Source organism: Flavobacterium sp. P3_A6 (assembly GCF_056403035.1).
Window position 1 is genome coordinate 340,838 of the sequence record NZ_JBFUGG010000001.1, and the last position, 19,226, is coordinate 360,063.

At 34.4% G+C, this 19,226-nt stretch carries 6 protein-coding genes; all 6 read right to left on the bottom strand.

Annotated features, from left to right (window positions below):
* Positions 1 to 4 precede the first annotated feature (4 nt).
* The 6 genes from AC1DVP_RS01495 to AC1DVP_RS01520 all read right to left on the bottom strand — a co-directional run bounded on the left by AC1DVP_RS01495 (position 5) and on the right by AC1DVP_RS01520 (position 18,813).
* Entirely contained in the window at positions 5 to 1,930 is a 1,926-nt protein-coding gene (locus AC1DVP_RS01495; RefSeq protein WP_477181787.1) for a hypothetical protein, read from the bottom strand.
* A 537-nt stretch (positions 1,931 to 2,467) separates the two neighbouring features.
* The gene (locus AC1DVP_RS01500; RefSeq protein WP_477181788.1) at positions 2,468 to 3,553 is read right to left on the bottom strand and encodes a DUF5977 domain-containing protein; all 1,086 of its coding nucleotides are present in this window, start codon (positions 3,551 to 3,553) and stop codon (positions 2,468 to 2,470) included.
* A 336-nt stretch (positions 3,554 to 3,889) separates the two neighbouring features.
* A complete protein-coding gene (locus AC1DVP_RS01505) occupies positions 3,890 to 4,153 on the bottom strand; it encodes a hypothetical protein (protein WP_477181789.1) in 264 nt (87 codons plus the stop codon).
* 73 nt (positions 4,154 to 4,226) lie between these two features.
* Positions 4,227 to 5,375, bottom strand: coding sequence for a hypothetical protein (locus tag AC1DVP_RS01510; RefSeq protein WP_477181790.1), 1,149 nt, complete (start codon positions 5,373 to 5,375; stop codon positions 4,227 to 4,229).
* Between the two features lie 90 nt (positions 5,376 to 5,465).
* The gene (locus tag AC1DVP_RS01515; RefSeq protein ID WP_477181791.1) at positions 5,466 to 11,294 is read right to left on the bottom strand and encodes a hypothetical protein; all 5,829 of its coding nucleotides are present in this window, start codon (positions 11,292 to 11,294) and stop codon (positions 5,466 to 5,468) included.
* A 13-nt stretch (positions 11,295 to 11,307) separates the two neighbouring features.
* On the bottom strand, positions 11,308 to 18,813 hold the full coding sequence (locus tag AC1DVP_RS01520; RefSeq protein WP_477181792.1) for a hypothetical protein: 7,506 nt from the start codon (positions 18,811 to 18,813) through the stop codon (positions 11,308 to 11,310).
* Between the last annotated feature and the right edge of the window lie 413 nt (positions 18,814 to 19,226).

Below are 19,226 nucleotides of genomic sequence, written 5' to 3' on the forward strand. Positions count from 1 at the left end.
ATTCTTAATAATTATTTATTGCTAGATAATCTGTTGTACCATAGCTCCAAAGTGTTGCTGTGCTTCCAGCTATCCCATTAAATACCAACGTACCATTTACTGGAACCAAAACTCTTCCAAAACCTTGAACGAATGTAATTGCTCCCGTTCCTACCTTTCCATATGAAGTCGTAACACCCCCATTGCAGGTAATGTTTATCACATTTGATCCGTTATCAATTAAAACATTTTTACCATTTTGCGTCACCCCCGCTGAATCAGCCGTTGCAGTTGTTATGCTAGTAGCTGTAGTAATTATTATTTGATACACACTACTCCCGCCACTTATTGCTATATCCCCAGATCCTAGAAGTGAAGTTCCATTTATAGTTTTAAGATTTGTACCACTGATAAGTGTCGATTGCTTTCCAGCTAAATCAGTGACTAGATTAGTTACTTGACTTTCTGTAATACTTCCTGTTATTGTCGTAGCCGTTCCTGTATCAATAATATCATCTAATGTGGCCAAAGTGCCATTTTTATTCGGGAATTGAAAATATCTCCTTTCTGTAAGCAAACCTGTATTAATACTCGCTGTACCATATCCTGTTGTTGTAATGTTAACTGTACCTGCGGTATAAAAGTTAACTTCTCCTCTTGCAACTTCTAAAAGACTATCTCCGTAAGATGTGTCACCGCTATCAACTACAAACCCTATAGAAGGGTTCGAATGCACATCTACACTGTTAAAAGATGAGTCTTTATTGTAATATCTGAAATCGCCATCAGTTTTAAAATAAAGACCTGCCCCAAAAGTACCTTGTGTATAACCTAAACTTGTAGTATTGCCGGCTGTTAATACTTGATCTACTGTTGGTGTTGTATAACTAGGGATATCATCTAAAGTAGCTAATGTTTTATTATCACCATATCCTGTAGTTATAGGTAAATTTATAGTAGAACCAAATCCTGTACTAACAGGATTTGATCTTAATAAATTTTTATCATTAAAATGAATTCCTTGTGGGTTTAAAGTTGTAACTTCTCCTGAGTTATGATCATAGGAACCTACTCCTGAACTGTCTAAACCTGTAGCTATATTAGGATCAGAATCAGTTGCATATATTCTATGATAATCTACTTCTAATTGGCTACTAGGATAAAAGCTTGATTTAAAAGTAGCTTTATTAAAAGTTTCATTACCTATATTTAATACGTCATCAAGACCTCCAGTAATAAGTAATAAGTTATTACTATAAATAGATGTTATAATACCTTTGCCTTGATTTTGCAGTTCATAAATTTTGATAATATTGCCCCTATCTGTTATTAATATATTTAATTTACTATCTGTTTCCTCTACAGTTCTGTCTTCTTCATCAAATGTTAATATATAATCAATAACATCTTGTTTAGTAAAAGAATCTGGCAAATCTCCAGTATCTACAAACATACGTCTGACAAAGTTATCTTGATTAATATCATCTAAAGTAGCTAAAGTATAAGAGCCTTCGGTTTTGGTTGGTAGAGAAATGCTTATATTTCCTGTAGAACTAGGAGAGAAATTAAGGGCTTGACTGTACGTGCTTCTTGATTGAGTCATCATAGCCTCACCATTTACTGTTGTAAAAGATGCATTAATATTCCCTGTGTCAAAATTTGTAGCTAAAGTTGCTCCAGATTTCACTACTTGTAGAGAACTAGTATAAACTCCATCACTCGTGAAAAACTCTGCAATTCTATCATTTTCTACTCCTGATAGAATATTTACAAATGACAATCCTCCATCAACTTCTGCAGAACTCCCTGCAGTTAATACATTCTGTAAATCTTGTCCCCCCCCTGTAATATCACTAAACTCCAATTCCCCATTTTCATTGGTAATCAAGGTTTTGTTTGGCTCATTTATCTCTAAATCGGCTACTTTTATTCTATTATGATCTGTACTCATTTTTTATATTTTTAATTGGTTTATGATTGGTTGTCTTAATTTTTAATTTGGAACGGAGAATATTTTTTAATCTAAAACAGCCAAATACTTTATTGTTTTGTGTTAAGCTTGTAGAACAGCATAATAAATAGACTAGTAAAAAATGATGTTCTATTTTGAAATGAGAAATGTTAAAACTAAAATGGAGAATAGAGAAGGCTAAGTTTTTTAGTTTTAGATGGATAATAATTTCCAATAACAGCTTTAAGGAATCAACTCAGAATTGATTGATAAATTTGTGATTCCTTAAAGCTGTTGATACTATTTATAGAAATCTATTGTTTTACAATTTCTCCTGATTCAATATTAAATCTAATATCTCCATACTCTCCTTTGATTTCTTTTTCTACCTCAGAAATGCTTTGTTTAGAAAAGTATTGAAATCCTGTAATTTCTTTAATTGCTCCGCACTGATTTTTTGAGTTTCCTCTTTTTTCATTTTTTATATTTTTAGTGTTTTTATTTCGGCTGAAAATTGCAATCTATTTGATATTTCAATTAAAATTGACATTCTAGATATACTTCTGCTGTAGATAATGTGGGTCTACTATTTGTTGTAGGTTCTAAATCATCTCTGTCACCATTCGATATAAGGAAAAAATTATAGGCTTGCTCAGAATCTAGCAGATCCAGCTGCGCTGAAGTTAGCAGTATTTCATTATAAGAAGTTGAATTGCTTGGAACAGTAACATTACCTATAAACGAAGCTTCATTCCAGTCATCCCAATCAGTAAGTTGAAGTGTTTGACTTACCGGAATTTTAGTATTTGATGCAAATAGGTTAAAAGTTAATGACGAACCAACAGTATTTGCACTGAATTTAAATTTTATTTTAGCAGATTGAGGTCTAACTGTCACCGAAGATGTATCTATAATACCTCTATATCTATTAAGATAAAAAGTAGCACCATTTGTGCCTGCTCCCAAAACATTGTTAGAAGTATATTGAAAATCAGCAGAAGTAGCAGATTTACAATCTCCCCATGATGAAGCCTGTTTTTCAAAAATTACTGATGTAGCAGTTGTTAACGATAAAAGACTTGATAATGTAGTAACACTAACAGTATTGCTATTACTTGAATTTCCTGCAGCATCTTTTGCTTTTACGTAAAAACCATAGGTTGTATTTCCTGAGAGCCCAATAACAGAATAATCAAGAATATTTGATGCGGTAGAATCCAATAGAACTCCATCCCTATATATATCATAACCTGTGACACCCAAGTTATTTGTAGACGAGGTCCAAGATAATGTTAGTGTAGTGGGGGTAACCAAAGAATAAGATAGTGATGGAGTAGATGGAGGTGTAGAATCAAGTTCACATGTCCCTAAATTATTGGCGTATGCCTGTCCATTGGCATTCAGCCATGAATCGGTCTGCATATTGGCATCAGCAATACTTATAGAAGAGACAAAATGATTTGCATCAGCGGTAAGCGTAACTGAACTTCCAACAGTTTCTGCTGAACAATCATTTTTTGCTACAGTTAATGTTCTTGTGGTATTATAGTATTCTGTTGCTTCTTCATCTGGATTATATTGCTCTAGTAAAGCAAAAGGTTTATATTCTGTATTTCCTTCCATACTTTTATTTTAATAAGTGATTATGATTTGTTCTGCCTGACTTAATATCTCTTTTTAAATGATTATAGCCAGCGGCATGGGGTAAAATGCCATCAGTGTTTTTATTTTATTTTTGACTGGCATTCTAAATTGTTTTTTGCCAAAAAACTAGATATCACAAAAACAGCTTCAACTCATTATCAACCTAAATCTATAAGCCGTCCTCATGGCTGGACTGTAAATGTTTGTGTTTAGTTTGAGAATCTGTAAGGTTTAAAAGGAACCACACCTGATCGGCTGATAAATTTGTGGTTCCTGGCGGCAATTGTAAAAATGTTTTTGATACGGTTATTGCTCTTATTGCTTTACAATTTCTCCTGTTTCAATATGAACCCTTACATCTCCAAACTCTTCTTTGATTTCTTTTTCCAATTCAGTAACTTTTTGTTGCTGAACTGCAATCTGGCTAAGAACATCTGTTTTTTTAAATTCGTATTGAATAGACAGTTCTCCTAATGACATTCTGGCTTTATCCATGAAAGCATTAAAATCCTGTAATTTTTTTAATTGTTCTGGGCTGATCTTTTTTGTTTCTTCTTTTTTAATTTCGACTGTTTCCATTTTTTATTTTTTACGTTTTAAATTTATTTTTTGTCAGATGGTGTGTTAAATATTTGACTTACACTATTTGGAGTTATAATGCTCTGGTTTTTATATGAAGTTTTATGTTTTGAGTTACATTTCCAGTTTCTTCAAGATATAGAAAGAAAGAACTGGCTGATATTTTTTTCCATATAACAGGAAGCATATCATTATCATTTTCCATATTCCCTAAACTTTCTACGTTTATCATAACCTCATAATTCAAATCTGGATAAGGATTATCTATTGTTACAGTAATAATTTCGCCACCAGGAGTAGTCGTAGTTAATATCGCGGTATTTATATCACCTGTTGTAGAATAAGAATAATTTGCAGAATGAACATTCACATCTCCAATAAGGATAGTCCCTTTGTTTAAATACGGATTTACTATAGAATCAATATATTGTTTAGTCACTAAACTTCTTGCCACAAAATTAGATTCATAATCACCAGCATACTCTAAGCCTCTATTATTTAAAGTATCTTTAAATTCTGCTCTATCTGATTGAAAACCTAATTTTAAATCTTTATTTTCAGATGACTTAACTAAACCAATAATAGCAAACTCATCATTTGGGACAGGTTCAAGATTTGTACCTATCAAAAGCTGTCCTGAAACCCATTCTCCATTGCCGGGTATAACAGAAAAAGAACCATCAGCTTTCATAGCTAACTGAACCGTATCTATAAAAGGATCTGTGTCAACAACATCCTGCAGGCCTTGCAAAGTAGGTTCAAGAGTGATATCAGTACCGCCAGGAACTGGTCCTAAATTTTTATACCAATAATCAATTTCTATATTTCTATTGATTACTTCCGAAGAAAATGTAATTACTGCTGTATCATAATTTATGGTATAATCTTCTCCTTCAAGCATTAATTGACCATTTTTAAATAGCTTAACACTATGTTCAATTGGAAATTTTATTAATGGTAATATTGTGCCTGAAAAGCCATCAATATGTTCTTTATAAGGCATGTAGCAATTTCCTGTGATAATTCCCAAATTTTGCAGGCCAGTGCGCAAAAGTGCAGGTGTTACATAATGCTGGTTATCTGTTCCTGTTTCGACCATTTGAAAATCAGCCTTATCTTCGTCTTTATGAACGAAACTATCAAAAATTTCTACGAAGTCGCTTTGCGATGGAATATCTCCGTTTTGGAATTTAGTGCCAATGTCAGTTCTGTTTGTTGCCATGTTATTTTAATTTTATTTTCTTGCTATAAGTGTTTATTTGTCAGATTGTTTTGCATACCAATGAATGATTCCATTGATATGTATTTAGATTTAAAGGGTTAGGATTTTTTCCTCACTGCTAAACATTCCTGAAGAGTTCACTGAAAGGACTTTGAAGTGATGGTAAATTCTTTCATTATCAGCTGTCTTAATCACTAATTCATCAGTATATGCCGGAACATCATCAAGAGGCAACACTACGATACTTTCGTTAGAAACTATCTCATGAATTTTTTCCCAGTTTCCTTGATTATTCATTTTGTAAAGAATATATGTACCATTATGAACTGTTTTTTCCCAATTGAAAATAACTGGTTTCAGTATTGATCCATTAGGTTCTGTTGGAACCCCTGTAGCTTCCAATACTGGTGATTCAGGCGAAATATTATCAGCAATTACTGTAGCAGTAATTTTGGATGGTTGAGAAGGCGTGTAATCAATATTGATTATTGAGTCATCAGAACCGGGTTCAGCATATTCAATTTCTCTCGATACGGTAATCCTGTAAAAAATCCCATCTCCAAAAGGAACATGTTCCAGATCTTCAAACTCATCGTAAACTGTCCAGACCTTATCAAAATCAGCAGATAAAGTGTCTTCACTTATTAGAATTTCCTTGACAGCTTTCATGGTTCTTATCGACTGTGCATCAAGCATTGTTGCAGCTCGATAGATGTTTATTTTTCGAATATTGTACTCTGGCTGATACGCGTTTAATTCGATTTGAACAGCAGGTTTGATTCCTAAAACCTTATTTTCTAAAACTGGCATGATTCGCTTAATTTCAGGTGTCTGAGGCGGATTTGAAGGGACCAATTTTACAGGTCCTAAAAAGGGACTGAATTCACTAAAATTCATCTTGATATCCATTTCACGTACACCATAGAAATAAATATTCTGAGAATTTCCATCAAGATTAAAATCGGTAAACTGGGTTTTGTTTACTGCTTCATTGGTGATTTTCATCATTGGCGCAATATCAAAATCAGGATCAGTTGGTTTTAAAATGTGACCGCTTTTATCTTTAATTGTTTGTTTTTTATTGATTGGCATGTAATCATTGTCATTAATATAATCATAAATAACAGGCACTTCTGTAAGAGGTACAAATGCAGTATGAATTGCCTGCTCAATAAAATGGATTGCTAATAAATTCTTTTGAACACCATGTTTTACATCTATAATGACGTCATTTAGCGATGCTAATGAAATAATTTTTGGTGCTTGCAGGTCTGGATGCTCTGCATGAGACAAGTTATGCCAATCGATAAATTCATTAATTGCTGCAATAAGTTCTGTATTGTCCGGAACAGGAAAACGAAATTTCAATAACGAATCCCCTTCTGTAGGATATTCTTCATAGTAAATTGGAATTCTTGGTACTGAGGGATTTGGCTGGTGATCAAGATCAAGTTCATCACTAGGATTTAAAATTTTATTGGCAGCTAATAAGCCATCAAAATCTAATAGATTTCCCCATCTGCTTCCAAAATAAGTCTCATTATTTCCTCCAAGTTTTTTTAGCTCTTCACGAATGATATTGATTGTCTCTCTCTTATATAAAACACTTAGTAAGGCCTCATCACTGGCCCTATAATGCAATATACCATAGGGTTTACGATTATCTTTGTTATCGTATAGAGTAGTAAAAGTATAGGTAGAGCGGTTATAGAAATCTGGGCGTGTAGCATATAAACTTCCTTTCACTTCTTTAGGTTTTACTGGCTCTTCAATTTTCATAGAATACATCGGATTTGGTACGCTAATTTTCGAATCATAACCCAATGGCATATTCGAATAACCTATCATATCGGAGTGAGTGCTAATTCCAAAAATGGAATAATGAGTACTTTCTCCTTCTTTTGGCAGAATATTTTCTGAAGTAATTCCGTATGCAGGATTGGCAAAAAGATATACTTTATAACTTGGATAATAGTTTACTTTTTGATTTCCTATTATAATTTCGTCATAATCATCATCCATGGTTTGATTGATGTAATCACCTAATTTGAAGTTGGGATCATTTACATATAAAACTAAATTTCCTGTCTCTCCAATGTTTTCTGTTCGAACAACTTTAAATTCTTTTCTGGTTTTTACCGGAATTGTACTTCCTGCTTTGACGGAACTTTTTGTAAATAATCGAATAATACCATTAAACCATTCTATAGAATTTTCGATGTTCTGCCCTTTATACTGCGGATGCTGCGGTAAGTTATAGTTTGGAAAAATTATTTTGTATAATCCAAGGTGTTTCTTTTGTCCTTCCGGTAATTTAGTTGGATTGCCTTCGGAATTTAATACATATTTCCCCGTAGCATCCATTTCGAAACTATTTTCCAAGAATCTTTCGATTGTTGCATTTTCCCAGATTCCTCTTGTTTTTTCTATTTGTAATTTTTCAATTCCTTGACTGTCTATTTGTTTAATAGTTTCTCTATGGACCGTTTTTAGAGCAGTAGGATATTCTACTTGAAAATTGAGAGCCCCCGACGGATTCCAATTGGTTGTGGTTAACATGTTTTCTACCAAAGTACATAAACGGTTTTCAGGTATTTTGATGTCTTTAATTTGTTCAGAATTAACAGTAGCATTTCCATCAGAAATGATACTCTCAACCACTTCTTTATTGATTACTTTAACTTCAACCTGATTATTTACAATATCAACCTCATGAATAATATAATTTTGATCTCCAATAGTTAAAATTCCTCCAACAAATCGGTCTTTATTATCTAATGCTATTGTTGGATTAATTATTTCACCAGTACTAAGAATGGTATAGCTTCCGATTTTAACAACCGACATCAGGCCGTTTGTCTGATCATTTTCAATACCAATAATTTTGGCATATTCTATCTGCGGAAGACTATTCCTGTAATAGAGTTTAAAATAATCGGCAAATATTTCCTCATTATCTGGATAGATAGTATGAGGCATTAGAGCATCTTCTTGAGTCATGCCATCTGGAATGCTGTAACTTAATAACTCCTGCGCAGAGTAGTATTCAAAAAGAATTCTTATAAATGTTTTATCAGTATTAGTAATGGCATTATAACGTCCTTGTTCCGTTTGTGATGTAAACATCAAAGGATTTTCTTTGGTAATCAAATGTGTATTAATACTACTAGGCGGCATTAGAGTATTAGCAGGCTGAATTTTTGATTTAATACTTTTTTGTCGGCCTGTTGATGCCCTTGAAAAAATATTGATACCGTACCCTTGATAGATGTAGTTATATTCTCCTACTTGTTCCTGACGAACATTTAAGAATGATTTTCCTGATTCGGGAATAATTATCGGAGCTGGCTCATAGTAAGATTCGATTAAATCTTTGTTGACATTTTTATATTCTGAATCGAAAGCCAGTTCTGGTTTTACCCAGTTTGGATGTAATTCTTCAATTTTATAATCAACCCCCAGATAAATTGGGAAAGTAAAAGTACTTCCGTCGTATTCTATTGATGAATCAAAGAAAGCAGTATTTGCACTGTAATCCATGATTTCGTCCATAAACAAACTCACGTATCTTTTCTTTCCGTCAAAGCTGTATCCGTTTGCATCTGTGATTTTTGCCGGTTCATTTTCTTCAGAACCAATATTTAATCCTGGTACAATTTTACTTAACTGTACAGGCAGAGGCAGACGTTCTGTTTCTATAGAAGTTGGAATACTCATAGAAAGATGCTGAATTTCTTTTATTCCTTCACCATCATTTAAATCGCCTTGATTTATATATTCTGTTAGATAAACAAATTCTCCCGATAGAACCGCATCATCAATATCAATACAGCCTAACCCCAGCATACGGGCAATATGATAGTCATTTGCAGCTATGTTTAATAGATCCAGATTTGATATTTCAGATGTGTTTTCAAATATTTGTCCATCTTCACCAGGTACACTATCTCCAAAATTTATTGTTTCGTTAGCTTTAGGATTTAATGGATCATTGCTTAATTCAAGATATTTTTTAACTACTTCTTTTATATTCCTATCATTATCATTTGTATCTCGTTTCCATTTATTTTTATAATTGTTAATATTTACATACTCACCATCATTGAATTTCAGCCATTTTCCATGAACAGCATTTAGTTTTGGCTCCAATTGTTCAAATACTTTGTTATCATCAAGATTTAGGGCATATTTTCCTTTCAGATCCCAAATTCCAGTGCTGTCTGCATGCTGAATAAAATCTGAATAAAATTCAAAATGGATTCCGTTTAATAGACAATTACTCGCTTTGAATCGGATGCTTCTGCCATTTTCTGCAACTACACGAACAGTATTTAGCTGAGCTGCAGAATATGTTTTGCGGTTGGTAACTCTTTTTGCTGCCAAAAGGGTATTTTCAGCCACAGATAAAGTTTCTAACCGAACAACACTTGAATTGTTTATCTGACCAAAGTTTAATTCTGCGGCAAAAAATAATTCGTTTTTGTTTTCAATTTCAATCAGATTGTTTCCGTAAGCCTCAATAAAATCAGAAGGATTTGTTAAAGGATTAATATCAATTTTGACGGATAAATACTTTGATCTGTTTTTAAAATAAACATAAATTGACCTTTCAGAGTTACCGGTTTTGTAAATCCATAATGCATTGTTATTGTCCACTAAATCTGGACTTTGATTTAAATCTAAATTATGGCTGACTTTAGTGACTTTAGTGTAGGGGGCTCTATATACTTTTACAAAATCGTCAGGTTTATTAAAATTAAATTTTTCGCCCGTAAACGAGTCTCCTTTAGGGAGATGTTTCTCTCCTAATTCGCCAGCTAATAACCAGCGGAGATGAATTCCTTTTGTACTATCGATTCCTTTTGAACCTGCAGCCGTAATTTGCAAACTAGACGATTGCAATGCTGTTTTATCAGATGTAATCCCAACAACATGTAATTCTTTTATAACATTAAAACTGATAGCTGTTCCACTAGGATTACTAACGTTTCTTAAAACAACAGGAGCTATATAATTTCCAAGAAACAATGGTGTTCCATCAACTCTAATCAGAACTTCCAGCTGAGATGATGCAGGTATGGTAACGGTTTCTTTAAGTTTAAAAACCAAGCCATTCATGCTGCTGGCATTATGAATTCTTGTTCCGGCAGTTAAAGTCAGTGCTATGCGGCTTTTATTTCTAAGTACTAAAGATCCAGCATCCTGATGAACTGCTTTTCCCTTATTGAAAATTGGATAAACCAATTTATTTTCAATAATACGAACATTCGCAACGCAGCCTATTTGAGCAGCAGACAGATCACTGTTCAGCTGGTTTAGCTCTGATCCTAATGTACTAAAGTCGGGAACTCTTATGTAATCTGTATTTAGAATAGAGAGACCGCAGCTTTTTAAGACAGGATTTTTTTCTAAGTAAAAAGTCAGCGGTGTTACCAATTCAGTAACATTACTTTCAGTACTCGTTACACCATACACAAAAACATGTGATTTTAGATTTAGGCTGCTGTATAAATCTTTAAGTACAGAGGTGTTATTTACTTGTAAACCATCGGTAACAATTACAGTAATATCCGGAATTACCGTAAGATTATTGACGGCTTCTAAGCCTGATGCCCAAAAATCCGATTGCGGGCTGACTGTTCTGGAACCGTATGCATTGATCCAATCTAAAAATTCCTGCTGATTGTTTGAAATTCTTTTTTGAATAATATGATCCGTTCTTGTATCAGTATCACCATTGGACATTCCTATTAAAGAAAGCGTTATATTACTCTGAACTTGAGAATTGATAAATGAAGTCAGCCCTTCCCGTATCTGCTGTGCTTCGTTTTCGCTAATCGAACCTGATTCATCGACGGCGATAGCGATGTATGTTTCGCAACCAGAGAATTGGCTTTCTTGTAGATTTATAGAACTCATTATTTATTGTTTTTTAAAGATTTATATTTTCAATAGGTAGTATTACCGGTTGACCAACACGAACTGTTAATGAAGTAGAATTAGCATCAATTGTTCCGTTATTATTCCATATTCTGTATTCAAATCTGATGTTTAAATTAGCAGCAGTAATTTTTTTATTTTCAGGCATAATTAGAACTTGAGAATAATCTTTAGAATGCAGGACTTTGTAATCTGGGTTTTTAGTAAATGTCACGACATCTATTCCGTTTACTGTTTCGATATCAGGAACTCCCACGATAATGGTATCTTTAATTTCATCCAAAGGCATTTTTGGAATATTAAACGGTTCTGGGTTACGAATTAAAAGAGCAACGACATCACCAGTAGCTGTATCAACAATACGATTGATTTCAGTTGTCTGTGCCGGATTAAGCGGAGATAATTTTAAGACACCCTCAATTGCATGATCAAATGGATGCTGGTATTGTGCCCTAATAGAATCGCTTAATACATTTTCATTTGTTGAAGCTGAAACTAAATGGTATAAGGCATTAATCTGCTCCTCAGTTAAATTAAGTTCAACATCAAACAAAGCTTTGCGCTGCTCAGTTTCATCTATTATAAAACTTTGTACTTGCTCCGCAAAATTTCTGTAACGAGAGGTTTGAAACCCGAACTGATGCACTAATACATTTTCACTTTTCTCTTCAATTTTATTTTGGTTATCATCAAAATAATTATTTACTAAAACTGTATATAATTTTGAAGGTTTTAAATCTGTCAATGTTACTGTATAACCATATGATTTTGGTTTTATAAGCTCTGGTTTTGTATAATTACATTTTATTATAGACGAATCATCTATTATTGCTTCGATAAAATTGTTTATCAATTGCACACCAAGAGGAACTCGAGGATCATTATCAGCCACCCATGGTATATCGCTTTCTTCTGCCTTAGGATACTTAGTGGTAGTTGCAGGCAGCGGATACGGAATAAGTTCATCATTTAGAGGATCTTTAATAATAAGGTTTAGAACCCCTTTGATTTCTGGTCTGCTTCCATACTGATTCCAATCCTTAAGCATGTGATATACGTATGGATTTGTAAAAAACAGCGATACTTTACATTGTTCATTTCCATAAAATGCGGGTTTAGATTGTAATAAACTTCCATCTGCATTAGGATAAGAACGGTTGTAATCTATATACTGTCTTAGAGAGGCCAATGGTGATTTTGATAAATCTCCTAGTTCATTTTGTGGAAGATTGAGCAACTCTTTAAGTTTTTCTGATGGTTCAGGAATAGGGTAGTGACCAACTGGTCCCAATGTTTTGAATCCATAATAATATTTAAATTGTGTTTCTTTTGTGTCATCCACAGTGTCCAGTAAAGTAAAATCTAAACAGTAAGCTGTATTTGGTCTCCAAATAGGCTGCACTGTGTTTTGAACAGCTGCAATCATTGCAGCTTTGTCTTTTTCTACAGCTGCTATACCAGGTATGTTAAAATTGTGGATGTAACTTTCTTTGCTTAACCATTTTATACTTTGCACATAAGTAGTGTAATCTAATTCTTCATTATTGTCAGGGTTTCCGCCATTAGAGCAGATAACATCATTAACAGTGATTAAATTTGAATACTTAACTGTTTTTTTATACTCTAATGGAGCAGGTATACTAAGTTCTGTGATACTAGCAGATGAACCAGTTAACGTTGAACTAGATGGAATTACTGTGACAGCTGTTACGGGATGTAGTGAACAGTTATCAAATTGATCATTAAATAATGAGAAGTAAACACCTTTTTCATCTTTCTTGGATGAAAGCATTAGAATTTCATTTCCCGATGGCTCATTTTGAACATGAATAATAGAACCTTTATCTGTTGCACTTCCTCTTTCGATTAATCGTGTAAGCACTAATGAAGCATTGAATACAAACAAATAATGGTCATTATAAGCAACAATAGAATTGTCGTTTAAAGTGTTATTTGATAAATAAACAGCCGAATCAAAAATAGTACCATGCTTGACAACGTTAACGTTAGCAACGTTAATTTGAGCCAATCCGAACTTGCCATCTGCCATTTTAGTTGTAATCAAGATTTTACCATTTGCAATTACTGCATCCGTAATTTCTGCTATTGATGCATCAGAAACGACTTTAGTATCTCCAAAAGTTATTGTTTTAGTTTCTGTACTGATACTAAAACTGATGATTTTTTTATCTTTTGTAATCAGGCTGAATTCAGTCTCATTATGCTTAAGCACTTTAATTGCCGTTTCATTGATTTTGACACTGCGAATGATTGAACGATTACTACCGTTAACCCAATTGATTTGAGTTCCGTTAGTTAATGTATTGATCCAGAGCAGTTCATTGTATGCCAATGGCAATAACTTGTTAAAGCTTAAAGAATATGTATTTGGGTATTGTAAACCAAAGATTTGATTTAGCTCTGAATCAAGTTCAATAATTGCCGTTGAGGCAGCAGGACTCTGACAGCCTACTATAAAATCATAGTTAATAACTGCTTCTCCAATTCCTTTGCATTGTTTAGCATCCATTGCTTGAGTAAGCAGTAAATTGCCGTTTACTGTTTGTATCGAAGTCACTTTACCGTCTAATAAACGCTCTCTTAACAGGTTTCCTTTAGCGTCAATTTGCACGATAGCCGTAGTGTTTGGCTGCGGATGGAATGAAATAAGATACGAATCATCATATTTGAAGATTTTATTAAATTCATAAACAGTTTTTCCGCTGTAACCATAAAAACGTGTGAAACTAAGAGCATTTGGTGTTCCAGCAGGAGTATCATTACCAGCAGCAGTTTTTAATAGTGCCAATTCGGCTAATAACAGATTGTATTGTGATACATTACTTGGAACTGACATAGAGAATTCTCCATTTTCAGCAGTATATGTATTGTCAAATAGTGCCGCTATTTCGTTCTTGATTTGTTTGATGCGTTCTGCATTTGCCGCTACGGGAGTAATTACAATTTTATCTATTTTAGTTTTTAAAGCCGGATCGCTTTCCGGATCAAATAAGGTTATAGGATTTAGCAGTTCTGTTTTAGTATACGTTAACTCCTCTAAAGCTGTGGAATCAGAATCAGCTGTTTTTTTCAACAAGATTTTTTCATAAGTTACAGCCTTTTTATTTTTTTCTGTAACGGCACTGTAGGCTCTTATTTTTACTTCTTTTGCATGAGTAGTAAGGTTTAAAATTGGTTCAACAGCCGATTCAGGGAATATAATTTCTAACTCATTATAGTTTTTGAATGATAATGACCTATTGTATCCAAATGGATTGCTCTCTCCGGTAATACTCATGAAATCGCCGCCCACAAGTTTATTGTCGACAATTTCTGGAGCGTCACCTATGAGTTTGAAAAACAGTCCATTAATTTTATCCGCCTCATATTGAGTTGGCACATAGAAACGTTTTCCAATATCTTTATTAAGAAAATCGGTATGTTCCGATTCTGTTTTTACTGATGTGCAGAATAATTTAGATGGCGTAATTCCGTATTGTTCCGGAATATGCCAGCCAGGTTCTCCACCGCTTAAAAATGAAAACGGATTAGTTGCTAATACACGAATGCTGTCATATTGATCAATTGTTTTTTGCCATTGTGCCCATGGTAATTTTTTCAGTTCATCGGTTCTTTCTATATCTTTTACGACTGCTTCAAAAGGATGGTATGCTTCCCAAGAACTGCCATTCCATGATTTTATGTCAATTGATTTAATAGAGTACTGGTGTTTTACCTGACGGAGTTTTCTGCCGCCTGCAGTACTTACTGGAGGCATCATATCGGTATAATTTTTTGCTTCGCCTGTATACCCTCCAATTTTTTGAGCTAAATCCGGATCTGGTAATACCCCTTTAGCCATTTTAATATCGATAAAAGTGTCCAGCGGAATTACTTTCGTAATTGCGGTTGCATCTTCAGGGAGAGCATTAAAATAATTAAGCGGGAATGCCTGATTCGTAAGCATGTGCACTCCTTTTACCGATTCTGATGTTCTGTCATCTTCCCCGTCTCCAAATGTTCCTTGAGGTAGCGGGCTGTATGGAGTATAATCTATAACTCTGTTGATATCCCATTGCAGCTCTATTGTGAAATTTTTTCGTACTTTGACAAAGCCAATTTTTACACGTACGCTTAAATCTAATTTAGCATAAATCAAAAAGGGTTTAAAGGACTCAACCGAGAATATGGTATCTAAAACAATTTCGACATTTACAATCCAAATCTTAATTTGAATGCCTCCGCCAGCACTCATATAACCACCCATTTGAGGGCGTTTGAAAGAGATTTTACCTCCTAATTCGATATAAGCCCATAAACGCACTTTTGCTGGGCCGAAACTTTTTTCCAGTTTAAAATCTAATCTGGCACCGGCTTCGATTCCTTGTGCAGAAAGCATAATAAATGATTTGGCTGTAAATAACGTTAATACTCTCGCCGTAATAGGATCCTTTCTTGATCCTAAATTTACATACCATGGTTTTTGATTTTTAAAGAAAAACCCTGATTCTAATAAAGCATGAAGCTGGAATATTTGTCCACTATCTTTAGGAATGCTAAAATCTGCTCCGGCAGCTAATTCTAATGAATCGTCTCCAAAAGCGACCATGGCAAAGAATGGAGGATTACTTGGATCATCTTCGATAAGGCCTAATCGTCCGGCAATAACGTTTAATCCAGCTTCAATGTAAAATAAGGTTGGCAATGATAACAGCATCATGGCTCGCAGTGACAATACATGCCCACCATCTGCAGTAGTCCCGAATGTCGCTCCCGCACCAATCGAAAAAGGAGAGTTATATTCTAATGAATCTGGCGGTCCACTGAATTTTTTTATATTAATACCGGGTTTTGGATGTTTGTAAAATTCGTACCAAGAGTCGTCTGTGGTTAATCCTACAGCTTTTTTGGTTGCCACATATCTAAATCCTAACAGTCCTCTAAAAGCAGAAATTGATATAAAACCAAGCGGAATAGGGGTAGGCAATTCAATATGAGCGTCGACTATAAAGGCAGGGTATTTTGGCATAAAACGCATTCCAACACCGCCGGATATTTTTGCTTTTGGCAGTTTTAATGAAACCTCTCCAGTAAATTCTTTTGATGTGCCTGGTTTTGGTAACGATAGCATACCGTGAATAATAGCCAATGTTTGCTCGGTTGCTTTTTTTGTCGTGTCTCCAGTTGTTCCTCCAGCTGTGATTTTGGGTTTTGGCGGGGCTGGAATAATCAAATCTATTTCGATAGTTTGAATATGTAAAAACGAATCATGAGGACGGCGATCAGCTTCAGGAGTATCAGCTTCATTATTATCATCGACTGTATAATAATATTTAACTCCTTCTCCACGAGCATCTAACCCCAGCGGGTTTATACTGATGGCACCATCAAATCCCCAGTAATTGTATTTGCGTAATTTTCCGTCTTTGGTGATTTGAGTAGAACCAAAATGAATATTAGACACCCCCATCTTAACCACCCCAAGATCTAAAGTAACAGCAATAGGCAAGGGGATATCACCACCTTCCAATTCTATACTTCCATCACTATAAATACGAAGTTTATCAAGGATGATTTTTTGGTCTTTTAGTAAATTTTTCATTGTTTCGTTGGTAAACGAAATTTCGCAGGATGTCCCTATATAGAAATCATCGTCTTGTTTACCTAATTCAATGCTGTTAAATTTAAAATCTACCACGTCAAGCAAGTTGGCTTCAATCTCACTTCCTTTTGCAAATGAAGCGGTAAGGTTGAAATCACCATCTTCATACAGATGCCCATCAACACCTATTTGTAAAGGTCCTGTTTTGGCTTTGTTTTTGAATTTTGGAATCTCTAATAATCCTTTTATATTAGAACCAACAACTTTGTTTTGTTTAAAGGAAATATCAAATTTATTGAAACCAACTTTGAAACCGTTTTCGGCTGAACCGATAGTTTTCCAAAGAGTATTTTCAATAAGCTGTGATAAAAAGATTTGATATTCTTGGGCAGTATTAAAAGTATAAATTGTATTAGCGCTTATTGTTGCAGCTATTAAATTTTCTTTAGTCTTTAGTGCTAATGGATATTTAAAGGCATACGGCAGTTTAGCTGTGTTTAATTTCTGTAAAAAGGTTATTAAATCAGCATAATCAGCAATTTCTTTTTCTTCGACAACACCGCTTTCTTCGTTCTTTTCGAACATAGTGACTGGATAGATGAAATCGAACTTATCATTGAAATAATTAAAAGTACCGCCCGTAGTCACAGGAACCGTTTCCAGATAAATATTTCCGGACAATCCGCCTGTTCCCACCAATAGATCCGAAGCACCAAGTTTTAAAGTAGTGGCAGTACTTCCTACGGTTTCGGTATCATCATGAAACCATTTTGAAGGTAAGGTTACCGATACGGCACGGGCATACGCTCCGACAAAATCATTAGGTCTGCCATCGGCATCGGCTTCAGCAATATTTGTTTTTTTGCTTAAATCCAGTTTTAAATTATCTAACTGAAGAATTAATCCAGTGCTGCCAATCATGGCATAAGGGGAAGGCATTAAAGAACCTCCCATTTCCAACTGGTATCCAATTCCGGCTTCTGTATCAGCATACAATTGTGCTTCAGCAAAAACAAATATCGATTTGGCATCTGGGTTGGTGTCAAAAACGCCACCAGTTTTAGTAACGGGTTTTAAAATATTTTGAGGAAACTCAATACCAGCACTCAAGGCTAGGGTAGCTTTGGCTTTTGGTGTAATGATTCTTCTGATATGAGCTTCAATGCCATCGGGAACGATGATATTATAAAATTCCTGCAGGCGTTGTTTGGTTTGGCCTAAATCAGACTTCAAAATATAAACTGCAAACAAAAGTAACGGAATCGATTTTGTGATTTTAGGATTGTTTTGGATCAGCGTAACAACACTTCCGATTGACTGTTCTACTCCAACAGGGAATTCTAACTCCTGATAGTCTGGTGTTTGAGTAATCGCATACAAATCATTAATATCAGTTAAAAGCTGTTCGTATTTTGTAATGGCATCAGCAGCTTCTACAAAAATATTAAGTATGTGAGCGATTACCTGCTCTTCGCTGATACGGAAAACCTGCAGTCCTACCGAATAGAAATCTTCGGGAGAAAACGAAAAACTGGCGGAGCTGAACGTTTTTAAAAACGCTAAAATCTCCCATTGATATTCCAGTGTGATAGGAAACGATGATATACTCGAATCCCCGCCGGTAATGTCTGGATTAAGCACCAGAGCCAAGTCAAAAGGCAAAGGAACAGCCAGTTTTTTGCTCGTTACAATATCAAGGCTGTAAAAGGCTGAGTCACCGCGATACCCTTTAGAGTATTGCAGGTTTTTATAATGAATGTTGTCAAAAACGGAGTTTAATCCATCTTGAACAAATGACAAAAACTCTGGTAAATCATCTACAGTAATTACCTCAGATAAGCGCGGGTAATATCTTGCTGTAGGAATTGGAACCGCTGGAATTGGATTAGTTGGCATATTCTATTTTTTTGACTTTAATTTCTGTTCGTATTTTAAATGATTATTTGGGCAGTTATAACCAATCTGCGTAATCAAATAATTAATCAATTATTCGGGCTTATATAATAGTTTCAAAAAGGGGATTCTAATAGCGTTTTTTCCTTTTGATAGAGCAAAGATTAGCCTAAAATTATGGTTTTAAAAATTTGTGCATAGTGGTTTAACAGGGATGTTCTATGACTTTACAGGGTTGTAAAGTAAGTGGATAACGTATAAGTTTTGGCAGTTGAAAAAAGCCAATAAAAGGTTAGGAAAACTTATGGTTTTAAGTTTCCATTTGAGTGTAGAATGTAATTTTTTGGGTTTGTCAGATCGTGATTTTCTGTCTTTAGAATGACAGTTCTTTTATGATCGTTTGTGTCAGTTTTTTT